An 11,311-nucleotide genomic window follows, 5' to 3' on the forward strand; every position below is an offset into this window, starting at 1 on the left:
GGCGCGGTGCCGTCTGCGGGGAAGTGGCGGGCGTGGGCGCCCGGTTCAGGCGTCCAGCCACTCCTTGACGAAGGCGACCACACGGACCACGACGGCGTCGACGACCGCCTGTCCGTCCTCGGTGGTCGCCCGGCGCGGGTCACCGAGGATGCCATTGGGACTGAGCCGGTCGTAGCGCACCACGAGCGCGGGGTGGGCGCCGTGCCGCGAGAGCCGGGAGAGCGGGTCGAGTTGGGCGGTGGAGGTCGTACCGGCGGTGAGCCGGTCGGTGTGCACCAGTTCGGGGGCGAGATGGAGCATCTGCGCGGTCTCGGCCTCGCCGCTGTGACCGTGCACCTCGCTGACCCCCATCCCGGACACGACATCGGCCGCGAGCGGGGTGACGGGGGTCCAGGCGAACTGGAGATCGGGGTGGGTGGTGAGCAGATCCTGTGCCACCGTGGACAGGGTGGCGTTGTTGCCGCCGTGGCCGGTGATGACGAGCACCTTCCGCCAGCCGTGCCGGTACAGGCTCTCGACGTACTCGCGCACCACGGCGGCCAGGGTCGTGGTGGTGAGTGTGACCGTACCGGCGAAGGCGAGATGGTGCGGCGAGACACCGACCGGCAGCGCGGGGCCGATCACCGCGCGGCCGGCCAGTGCGGCGGCCACGCGCTCGGCCACGCCCTCGGCCCGGATCGTGTCCGTGGCCAACGGCATCGCCGGACCGTGTTGTTCGAGCGCGCCGGCCGGGATGATCACCACAGGACTCGCCGTGACGGCGGTGGCCGCCTCCTCGGTGGTCATCTCGGCCAGTCGCGGTGGCCGGGCGGCGCTCATCGGTGGATCTCCGGATCTGTCGCGGCGCCGTCCGCCGTCGTCGCCGCCGGGTCGGTGTGAGCCGTCCCGCCGTCCGGGAAGTCGGCGGCGAGGACCGCCTCGCGGATGAAGCCCAGATGTTCCCGGGTCAGCCGCTCGGCCGTGTCCGCGTCCCCGTCCCGTACCGCCTCGAAGATCTCCACATGCTCCGCGTGGTCCCGGGCCCGGTCGTTGTAGCGATGCCGGATCTCGACCTGCTCCCGCGCCCTGACCTGGAGCAGCGCCTCGACGGCCTCGCGCAGCAGCGCGTTGCCGCTCGCCGCGGCCAGGGCGACATGGAAGTGCACCCAGGCCCCCGGCGACTCGCGCGGCGGATGCAGCGCGTTGGCCGCCGCGGTCCGCAACCGCTCCACCGCTTCCGGCACTCGGGTACGTGCCGCCGCGGCCGCGATGGCGGGTTCCAGGACCAGTCGGGCCTCGACGAGTTCGAGCACCGACGCGCGACTGCCGCGCGGCAGATGCGGGTTGGCGAGCAGCCGTCGCTCGCTGCCCGGCCCCACATAGGTCCCCGAGCCGTGCCGGAACTCCACCACGCCGGTGGCCTCAAGTCTGCGCAGGGCCTCGCGGACCGTGGGCGTGGTGACGTCGAACCGGCGGGCGAGGTCACGCGAGGACGCCAGGGCGTCCCCGGGGACCAGCCGTTCGGTACGGATGATCTCGACGATGCTGTCCGCCAGATGCTCGGACAGTGACAGTTCACTGCGACTCATAAAGTGAATAGATCACTTGATCTCTTCGGGTGTCAATGGTCGTGCGCCGATGTATTTCCGTCGCGTTACGGCCGCGCCCGGTCCAGGCTCTCCCGCTCGATCAGCCGGGGAAGCGGCACTTGTACGGTGCGGGCCCCGCCGCCGTCGAGCAGCGCGGCCAACTCCGTCGCGGCGATCCGGCCGAAGGCCACCGAGTCACGGGAGAGGGCGGTGAGCCATGGGCGCACCAGCCGGCACAGGGCCGAGTCCTCCCAGGAGATGACCGAGACATCGCCCGGTACGCGCAGGCCGAGCCCGGTCGTCACCGCCGCCCCCGCGGCGGCCATCACATCGTTGTCGTAGATCAGGGCGGTCGGCGGGCGGTCCTCCTCCAGCACCCGGCGGGTCACCGCCGCGCCCTGGGTGTCGGAGTAGTCCGTGGTCAGCGAGCGCGCCTCGGGCAGCCCGCGCCGGTCGGCCTCGATCCGCAGCGAGCGGATACGGCGCTCCGTGTGGGCGAGCGAGGGCAGCCCCGCGATATGGACGATGCGGCGATGCCCCAACGCGTAAAGACGGCCCACGATGGCGGCCATCGCGCCCGCGTCGTCGGCACGTACCTGCGACAGACCGGGATGGCGGCCCGTGTCGCCGGCGGGCAGCGCGCCGATGACGACACCGGGGAGTCCCAGCTCGTCCAGGAGATCGGGGCGGGGGTCGTCGGTCCTGGGGTCCACGACCAGTACGCCGTCCACGCGGTGCTCGGCCCACCACCGCCGGTAGACCGCGCACTCGGCGTGCACATCCTCCACCACCTGGAAAAGCAGGCCGAGTTGACGTTCCGACAGGATCTCCTGGATACCGGAGATCAGCTGGAGGAAGAACGAGTCGACGCCGAGGGTCGCCGCCGGACGGGCCAGCACCAGACCGACCGTCGCCGAGCCCTCGCCCGACAGTGCGCGGGCCGCGGTACGGGGCCGCCAGCCCAGCTGTTCGGCGACGCGCCGTACCCGGTCGCGGGTCACCTCGGAGACTCCTGGGCGGTCATTGAGCGCGAAGGAGACCGCGCTCTCCGAGACCCCGGCGCGCTGGGCGATGTCCTTCATGGTCGGACGGCGCGGGGGAGTACGTCTGGCCGTGGGCGTGTCCCTGTCCGACGGCGGGTTCGCTGCCACCCGTGTGCCTCTCTTCTCGCCTTCCCGGTCACGCCCCCGGCGTTCCCGGTCGCGTTCCGCGCGCCCGCTCCCGAGTGCGCAACGGGGGCATCGCAGGCCTTCCGGCCGTACCGGACGAGCCATGTGGACCCCGTACTAATGCGCTTGAGTCCTCGCATCCTAAAGCGCATTAGTGGCATACCGCAAGGAAGCCGAAGGATCATTCTGACCTGCTGTAATGCCAGGGGGATGGGTCTTTGTCGCACGAATGTGTTGACTTTCACGCCAACGCATTGCAGGGTCTGTTGAAATTCGACGGCCGTGGCCCGGAGCTCCGGCCGGCCGTACGCACGCCTGGTCCGAGCAAAGGAGCCGTTCTCCGTGCGCATCTCCCGAAGAGCAGTCGCTGTCGCCGCTGTTCTCGCTTCCGTTCTGCCCCTCAGCGCCTGTAGCGGCGGTTCGGGTGACGATTCCTCCGACGCCTCGGGCCCCGTCAAGGGCAAGATCACCTTCCAGACCTGGAACCTCCAGGCCAACTTCAAGGACTACTTCAACGGAGTCATCAAGGACTTCGAGAAGAAGTACCCCGACACCGAGGTGAAGTGGGTCGACCGGCCGGCCGAGGGCTACGCCGACAAGCTGAGCGCCGACGCCGCCGGCGGCACACTGCCGGATGTCGTCAATGTCTCGCCGGACCTGGTGGCCCCGCTGGCGAAGGCCGGGCTCGCGCTCGACCTCGACAAGGACGAGACGGCGGCCTCGTTCCGCGACGAGTATCTGCCGGGCGCGTGGCAGAGCCACCAACTCCCGGGCATGGACGGTACGTTCGGCTTCCCCTGGTATCTCAACACCGGCCCGATGTTCTACAACAAGCGGCTCTTCGAGGAGGCCGGACTCGACCCCGAGAAGCCGCCGACGACCTATGACGAGGTCTTCGACCAGGGGATCAAGCTGGCCGAGCAGAGCGACGGCGAGATAGCCACGCTCGCGCAGGTGCCCACCATCGAGGACTTCGGCCGCTACGGCGTCCAGCTGATGAACACGGAAGGCACCGGCTTCGCCTTCAACGACGCCAAGGGGGTGGAACTGCTCACCCGCTACAAGGAGTTGTTCGACAAGAAGGCGCTCGACCCGCAGGCGCTGACCGCCACGCCCGAGTCCTCCGGGACCAAGTTCCTCACCGAGTCCGTGGCCATGAACCCGGGCAGCGCGCTGGACCTGGCGAACTTCAAGACCAAGGCCCCGACGCTCTACAAGAACATCGGGATCACCGACCAGGTCACCAGCACCGGCAAGGTCAACATGTACGTCATGGGCGTCATGGTGAACGCGAAGACCCAGCAGAAGCCCGCGGCCGTGGCGTTCGCCCACTTCGTGACCGACGCGACCCGCCAGATGTCGTTCGCCAAGCAGGTCGCCATCTTCCCGAGCACCAAGGGCTCCCTGGACGACCCGTACTTCACCAAGGAGGACGGCACCGACGAGACGCGCGTACGCGTCGCGGCCGCCAAGTCCCTGAAGACGGCCGTCAATTACACGCCTGTCCTGTTCAGCGAGCAGATGAAGACCGAGCTGCGCAACCAGGTCGCCAAGGCGCTCCAGGGCAAGCAGAGCCCCCAGGAGGCGCTCGACCGCGCGGTCGAGGCCTGCGACACCCTGCTCAAGCAGAGCTGAGAGCCGAGCCCCGCACCATGAAGAGCACCACCGCCCCCAGGGCGCTCCCGCCGGACGCCGCCGCGGCGGGGACCACGCACCGGGGCTCCGGCTCCGGCCGTGGGCCCCGCCGCGGCCCCGCGACCGCCATCAGACGCCAACTGCCCACCAGTCCCTGGCTGTTCGCCGCGCCGGGGCTGCTGATCGTCGGCGCCTTCAGCCTCTACCCGTTCCTCAGCACGCTGGTGAACTCCTTCACCGACCGGCGGACCCTGGTCCCCGGCGAGTTCGTGGGGCTGGCCAACTTCCGGGAACTGATCCAGGACGAGATGTTCTGGATCGGCCTGCGCAACAGCACGCTGTATGTCGTCGGGGTCGTCCCGGCGCTGATCATCCTGCCGCTGCTGCTCGCCATGCTCGTCCAGCGCGACATCCCCGGCATCGCCTTCTTCCGCTCCGCCTTCTACACCCCCGTGGTCGCCTCGATCGTGGTGGTCGGGCTGATCTGGGTGTGGATGCTGGACGACCGGGGGCTGATCAACGCGGTGCTGGAAGCGGTGGGGGTCGGCAGGATCGGCTTCCTCAGCGACCAGTGGCTGCTGCTGTTCAGCGCGATGGCCGTCACGGTCTGGAAGGGCCTCGGCTACTACATGATCATTTATCTGGCCGCGCTCGCCAACGTACCGCGCGAGCTGCACGAGGCCGCGGCCGTGGACGGCGCGGGCGCCATCCGCCGTTTCCTCACCGTCACCGTACCGGCGGTCCGCTCCACCATGGTCCTCGTCGGGGCGCTGTCCTCGGTCGCCGCCTTCAAGGTGTTCTCCGAGGTCTATCTGATGGCCGGGCCCAGCGGTGGTCCCGCAGGCGAGGACACCACGCTGGTGATGCTCGTCCAGCGCGTCGGGACCGGACTGAGCGGCCGGGTCGGCTACGCCTCCGCCATCTCCGTGGTGGTCTTCGTCGTCACCGTCGCCCTGATGCTGCTGGTGCTCCGCGCCGACCGCAAGGAGGACGCGTGAGCTTCCCGAAGACCGTCCACGCCGACGGCCGGCGCATCGCGCCCTGGCAGCTCGCCCTGCGGTACGCCCTGCTGCTCATGATGCTGGCCGTGCTGATCGGGCCGTTCGTATGGCAGTTGTCCACCGCGCTCAAGGGCATGCACGAGGACATCTACAGCTCCCCGCCGAAGTTCCTCCCGAGCGAACCCACTCTGGACAACTTCGGCCGGGTCGCCAGGACCATCCCGGTCTGGGACTACGCGTTCAACTCCCTCAAGGTCGCCTCCGCCAATGTGGTCACCAACTGCGTCGGCGCCGCGCTGGCCGGCTACGCGCTGGCCCGGATGCGCTATCGGGGCCGCCGCGCCGCGACCCTGGCGTTCATCCTCGCCATGCTCGTGCCCGTCGAGGGCATCATCATCGCCCAGTTCACCACCATGCGTGATCTCGGTCTGAACAACACCCTGCTCGGGGTACTGCTGCCCGGATCGATCGGCGCGATGAACGTTCTGCTGATGCGCAACGCCTTTCTCAACCTCCCGCAAGAGGTGGAGGAGGCGGCGTTCGTCGATGGGGCCAACACCTGGCAGCGGTTCCTGCGGATCGCGCTGCCGTCGGTCAAGGGCACCCTCGCGGTGGTGGCGATCTTCGCCTTCATGGGCGCCTGGGACGACTTCCTCTGGCCGCTGATCGTCCTCAGCGACCCGGAGAACTTCACCCTGACCATCGGACTGAACTATCTGCACGGCACGTTCGCCCAGGATCCACGGCTGGTCGCGGCGGGTACGGTCATCGCAGTCGTACCGCTCATCGTGCTCTTCGCCTGTCTCCAGCGTTACTTCTTCCGAGGCGTCGGCGAAGGCGCGGTGAAGGGCTGACCGCCCCGGCCCGCGGATCCCGTACCCCCGCCCGCGCTCCTCGCACCTCTCGTGTCTTTGCCCTGTCCCACGCACCAACGCGCCACAGAACCAGGACAACGTTGCCCGTATGAGCACTCCCGCGCCCCGCTTCGGCGCCAACTACACGCCCAGCCAGGGCTGGTTCCACCACTGGCTGGACTTCGATCTCGACGAGGTACGCGCCGACCTGGACTCCATCGCGGAACTCGGCCTGGACCACATCCGGGTCTTCCCGCTCTGGCCGCTCTTCCAGCCCAACCGGACACTGATCAGGCCCCGCGCCGTCGAACAGCTCGTCCAGCTCGCCGACGCCGCCGCCGAACGCGGTCTGGACGTCAATGTCGACGGGCTCCAGGGGCACTTGTCGAGCTTCGACTTCCTGCCCGCCTGGACCCAGACCTGGCACCGGCGGAACATCTTCACCGACAACGATGTCGTCGCCGGGCAGGCGGAGTATCTCCGTACCCTCGCCGCCGCCCTCGCCGACCGGCCGAACTTCCTCGGTATGACCATCGGCAACGAGATCAACCAGTTCTCCGGGCCGCCGCACCCCGATCCCGACCCCATCACCCCGGGGCAGGCCGCCGACTGGCTCCGGCGGCTGCTGGACGCCTGCGAGGAGGGGGCGCCCGGCAAGCTCCATCTGCACGCCGAGTACGACGCCGCCTGGTACCAGGACGAGCACGCCTTCACCCCCGCGCACGCGGCCAGGATCGGCGCCGTCACCGCCGTACACTCCTGGGTCTTCAACGGCACCGCGCAGCGGCACGGCAGGACGGGCACCGCCACCGAGCATCACGCCGCCTATCTGATCGAGCTGTCCAAGGCATGGGCGCTGGAACCACACCGGCCCGTCTGGCTCCAGGAGGTCGGCGCCCCGGCGCCGCTGATCCCGGCCGAACACGCCGCCGCCTTCACCGAGGCGACCGTGGCCAACGCGCTGGACTGCACCGATGTCTGGGGCGTCACCTGGTGGTGCTCGCACGATGTGTCGCGTTCGCTCGCCGACTTCCCCGAACTGGAATACGGCCTCGGTCTGCTGACGAACGACCGGCGGATCAAGCCCGCCGGGCGGTCCATCGCCCGGATCGTCGAGGAGCGGCGCGGCAGAGCGTATCGCCCGGCGCCCCGCACCACCGCGCTGGTGGTCGACATCGGTGACGACGAGACGGCGGACCACCCGACCGGGCACGGCGAGCGGGCGCCCGCGCGGAGCACCTGCCGTCCCGGCGGGGCGTTCTTCGAGGCCTTCGCCCGGCTCACCGAGGCCGGCGCCCGCCCCACCGCCGTCCTCGCGAGCCGCGCCGAGGACAGGGAGCATCTGGCCGCCCGCGGCATCACCGAGGTCGTTCACCCGGACCAGGTCCGGTGAGCCGGCCGAGTCGGGTGAGTCCGGTGCCGGGGGAAACGGGCAGCCGCTCACCCCATGGCCCGATTCCCCCGACCCGTGTACGAGTAGTCCTGACACCTGACCGGTAACCCGCACTCACACGCATCTCAGGAGCACCCCTTCATGCACGACGACCGCAGCCTGGTGGAGGCCCGTCTCAAGCGCGTCCTCGACGAGCGCATCCGGCCCGCCGTATACCCCGAATCGATACCGTTGGACGTCGCTGTCTGGAACGCGCCGGGCGAGCCCGTACCCGTCGCGGAGGGCCTGGCGGGCCCGGCCGAGCCGGTCAGGACCGGCGACCGGTGGGGCGCGCCCTGGGGCACCAGTTGGTTCCGGGTCTCCGGGACCGTCCCCGAGAGCTGGGCGGGCCGTACGGTCGAGGCGATCCTCGACCTCGGCTTCGACGAGAACATGCCCGGCTTCCAGTGCGAGGGCCTGGTCTACCGGCCCGACGGCACCCCGGTGAAGGGCCTCAACCCGCGCAACCAGTGGGTGCGGATCGGAGCGCCCGTCTCGGGCGGCGAAGAGGTCCTGCTCCATGTCGAGGCCGCTTCCAACCCGGTCATCCTCGACTACCACCCCTTCCTGCCGACCCGGCTCGGTGACAAGGAGACCGCGGGCAGCGAGCCGCAGTACACCCTGGCCCGGATGGATCTCGCGGTCTTCGACGAGACCGTCTGGCAGCTGATCCAGGACCTGGAGGTACTGGGCGAGCTGATGGCCGAGCTTCCTGTCGACGGCGCCCGCCGCTGGGAGATCCTGCGCGCGATCAGCCGCGCGCTCGACGCGGTCGACCTCCAGGACGTGAACGGCACCGCGGCGACCGCCAGGGAACGGCTCGCCGAGGTGCTGGCGACCCCCGCGCCGCCGACCGCCCACCGCCTCAGCGCGGTCGGCCACGCCCATATCGACTCCGCCTGGCTGTGGCCGCTGCGCGAGACGGTACGCAAGGTCGCCCGTACGACCGCCAATATGACCGCGCTCCTGGAGGACGAGCCGGAGTTCGTCTTCGCGATGTCGCAGGCGCAGCAGTTCGCCTGGATCAAGGAGCACCGGCCCGAGGTCTACGCCAAGGTCAAGCGGGCGGTGGCCGACGGCAGGTTCGTACCGGCCGGCGGTATGTGGGTGGAGTCCGACACCAATATGCCCGGCTCCGAGGCGATGGCCCGGCAGTTCGTGCACGGCAAGCGCTTCTTCCTCGACGAGTTCGGCATCGAGAACGACGAGGCGTGGCTGCCCGACACCTTCGGCTTCGCGGCGGGACTGCCGCAGATCATCAAGGCCGCCGGGTCCAAGTGGCTGCTCACCCAGAAGATCAGCTGGTCCACGATCAATAAATTCCCGCACCACACCTTCCGCTGGGAGGGCATCGACGGCACCCGAATCTTCACCCACTTCCCGCCTGTCGACACCTACAACTGCTCCATGACGGGCGAGCAGATCGCGCACGCCGCGAAGAACTTCAAGGAGAAGGGCGTCGCCAGGCACTCCCTCGCGCCGACCGGCTGGGGGGACGGAGGCGGCGGCACGACCCGCGAGATGATCGCCAAGGCGGCCCGGCTGCGCAGTCTCGAAGGCTCCGCGACGGTCGAGTGGGAGACACCCGGGGAGTTCTTCGCCAAGGCCGAGGCGGAGTACCCGAACCCGCCGGTCTGGGTGGGCGAGCTGTATCTGGAGCTGCACCGCGCCACCCTCACCAGCCAGGCGAAGACCAAGCAGGGCAACCGGCGCAGCGAGCATCTGCTGCGCGAGGCGGAGCTGTGGGCCGCGACCGCCGCCGTACGCACCGGCGCGCCCTACCCGTACGAGCGGCTGGACCGGATCTGGAAGACCGTACTGCTCCACCAGTTCCATGACATCCTGCCCGGCTCCTCCATCGCCTGGGTGCACCGCGAGGCGGAGAAGACATACGCGGCCCTCGCGGCCGAGCTGAACGGGATTGTGGACACCGCGCAGCGCGCCCTGGCGGGGGATCCGTCGGGCGGGACGACCCTGCTGTTCAACTCCGCGCCGCACGCGCGCGGCGGCGTCCCGGCGGGCGCGGCGGGACCGGTCGGCGGCAGCGGCAGCGCGCAGCTGTCGCCCCGCGAGGGCGGCGGGTATGTCCTGAGCAACGGGCTGCTGGAGGTGGAGATCGACGAGCGGGGCCTGGTGGTGTCGGTCTACGACATCAGCGCGGAGCGCGAGACCGTCGCCCCCGGGGAGGCGGCCAACCTCCTCCAGATCCACCCCGACTTCCCGAACCAGTGGGACGCGTGGGACGTGGACGAGTTCTACCGGAACACCGTCACCGATCTGACGGACCTCGACACGCTCACCCCGGTCGAGGAGGGCGACGCCCCGGCCGACGCGCTGCCGGCCGGCGCGGTCGGTGTCCGCGTCGTGCGCGGCTTCGGCTCCTCGAAGGTCACCCAGCTGCTCACGCTCGCGCCCGGGGTCAAGCGGCTCGACATCGACACCGAGGTCGACTGGCACGAGACCGAGAAGTTCCTCAAGGCGGCCTTCCCGCTGGATGTCCACGCCGAGCGGTACGCCTCGGAGACGCAGTTCGGCCATGTGTACCGGGCCACGCACACCAACACCAGCTGGGAAGCGGCCAAGTTCGAGGCGTGCAACCACCGCTTCGTCCATCTGGAGGAGCCGGGCTGGGGCATCGCACTGGTCAACGACTCGACGTACGGACATGACGTGACCCGTACGGTCCGCTCCTCGGACAACGGTACGACCACGACGGTCCGGGTCTCGCTGCTGCGCGCCCCGCGCTTCCCCGACCCCGAGACCGATCAGGGCGTCCACCGCTTCCGGCACGCCCTGGCGCCCGGCGCGTCGATCGGTGACGCGGTCCGCGAGGGCTACCGCGTGAACCTGCCGGAGCGCCGGATCCCCGGCGACGCCGAGGTGGCCCCGCTGGTGAGCGTCGACAACGACGCCGTCGTCATCAGTGCCGTGAAGCTGGCCGACGACGAGAGCGGCGATCTGGTCGTACGGCTCTACGAGTCGACCGGCGCACGGGCCAAGGTACGGGTCGACCTCGGGTTCGGGGTCACGGGGTCGGCCGTGACCGATCTGCTGGAGCGTCCGCTGGCGGAGGTCGAGCCACCGGTGGTGGCCGACGGATCGGTCCAGCTGGCGCTGCGTCCGTTCGAACTGGTCACACTGCGGCTGACGCGCGGCTGACCGCGGGCCGGCACACACGGCGGGCGCCCGGGAGGTAGGGGGCGTCCGCCGCCGTGTCGTCATGTGGGGGGCCGGTGATCCAGCGCCTGCGCGGCCACCAGATGGAGGAACTCCCGCTCATTGCCCGCCAGGCCCGCCGCGTCGAGCGCCTCGTCCGCCTCGGCGATCGGGGCGGCGAGCAGCGGCGCCGCCAGGGACGCCTGCGACGGGTCGTCCAGCACGGCGCGTACGGTGGCCAGAAGGCGCAGATAGGCCCGCGCAGCGGTGCACTCACCCGATGTGCTCGACGTGAGGGACGTGGTGGTGGTCATCCCGGCTTCCTCTCGATGGATCTGTCGGACCCTCAAGTCTGGGTCATGGGTCTGACAACCGGCCCGAGGAGCGGCCGGGCCGAGGGCGCACTGACGCCACAGCGCGTGTCCATACAAGATCAGATTTGCTATCACAACGATCTCGGGTGCCCGAAGGGCGTGAAGCGGGCCCAGGGCATGTT

Annotated in this window: 9 protein-coding genes; 5 read left to right on the forward strand and 4 right to left on the reverse strand. The window is 70.0% G+C overall.

The annotated features are described in order from the left end of the window. Window positions 1-45: 45 nt before the first annotated feature. The 3 genes from ABTZ59_RS33110 to ABTZ59_RS33120 all read right to left on the reverse strand — a co-directional run bounded on the left by ABTZ59_RS33110 (window position 46) and on the right by ABTZ59_RS33120 (window position 2,650). Window positions 46-819: a creatininase family protein gene (locus tag ABTZ59_RS33110; RefSeq protein WP_351422635.1), complete on the reverse strand. Its 774-nt coding sequence runs from the start codon at window positions 817-819 to the stop codon at window positions 46-48. Further along, window positions 816-1,568, reverse strand: a complete 753-nt coding sequence (locus tag ABTZ59_RS33115) for a FadR/GntR family transcriptional regulator (RefSeq protein ID WP_351422640.1) — start codon at window positions 1,566-1,568, stop codon at window positions 816-818. The genes ABTZ59_RS33110 and ABTZ59_RS33115 overlap by 4 nt, the downstream gene beginning before the upstream one ends. Before the next feature lie 65 nt (window positions 1,569-1,633). After that, on the reverse strand, window positions 1,634-2,650 hold the full coding sequence (locus ABTZ59_RS33120; RefSeq protein ID WP_351422644.1) for a LacI family DNA-binding transcriptional regulator: 1,017 nt from the start codon (window positions 2,648-2,650) through the stop codon (window positions 1,634-1,636). A 429-nt stretch (window positions 2,651-3,079) separates the two neighbouring features. Here ABTZ59_RS33120 and ABTZ59_RS33125 point away from each other — a divergent pair, with 429 nt between their 5' ends. The 5 genes from ABTZ59_RS33125 to ABTZ59_RS33145 all read left to right on the forward strand — a co-directional run bounded on the left by ABTZ59_RS33125 (window position 3,080) and on the right by ABTZ59_RS33145 (window position 10,818). Continuing rightward, complete coding sequence (locus ABTZ59_RS33125; protein ID WP_351422650.1) at window positions 3,080-4,372, forward strand: ABC transporter substrate-binding protein; 1,293 nt, start codon at window positions 3,080-3,082, stop codon at window positions 4,370-4,372. Window positions 4,373-4,389: 17 nt separating this feature from the next. Further along, on the forward strand, window positions 4,390-5,370 hold the full coding sequence (locus ABTZ59_RS33130; RefSeq protein ID WP_351422655.1) for a carbohydrate ABC transporter permease: 981 nt from the start codon (window positions 4,390-4,392) through the stop codon (window positions 5,368-5,370). Then, complete coding sequence (locus ABTZ59_RS33135) at window positions 5,367-6,227, forward strand: carbohydrate ABC transporter permease (RefSeq protein WP_351422659.1); 861 nt, start codon at window positions 5,367-5,369, stop codon at window positions 6,225-6,227. The genes ABTZ59_RS33130 and ABTZ59_RS33135 overlap by 4 nt, the downstream gene beginning before the upstream one ends. Window positions 6,228-6,336: 109 nt before the next feature. Next, the gene (locus tag ABTZ59_RS33140; protein WP_351422662.1) at window positions 6,337-7,620 is read left to right on the forward strand and encodes a glycoside hydrolase 5 family protein; all 1,284 of its coding nucleotides are present in this window, start codon (window positions 6,337-6,339) and stop codon (window positions 7,618-7,620) included. 141 nt (window positions 7,621-7,761) lie between these two features. Further along, on the forward strand, window positions 7,762-10,818 hold the full coding sequence (locus tag ABTZ59_RS33145) for an alpha-mannosidase (RefSeq protein WP_351422667.1): 3,057 nt from the start codon (window positions 7,762-7,764) through the stop codon (window positions 10,816-10,818). 59 nt (window positions 10,819-10,877) lie between these two features. Here the strand turns inward: ABTZ59_RS33145 and ABTZ59_RS33150 are convergent, their stop codons facing one another. After that, window positions 10,878-11,129, reverse strand: coding sequence for a hypothetical protein (locus ABTZ59_RS33150; protein ID WP_351422670.1), 252 nt, complete (start codon window positions 11,127-11,129; stop codon window positions 10,878-10,880). Window positions 11,130-11,311: the final 182 nt, after the last annotated feature.

Origin of the sequence: Streptomyces sp. NPDC094034 (genome assembly GCF_040303865.1) — a bacterium.
Classification (GTDB): domain Bacteria; phylum Actinomycetota; class Actinomycetes; order Streptomycetales; family Streptomycetaceae; genus Streptomyces.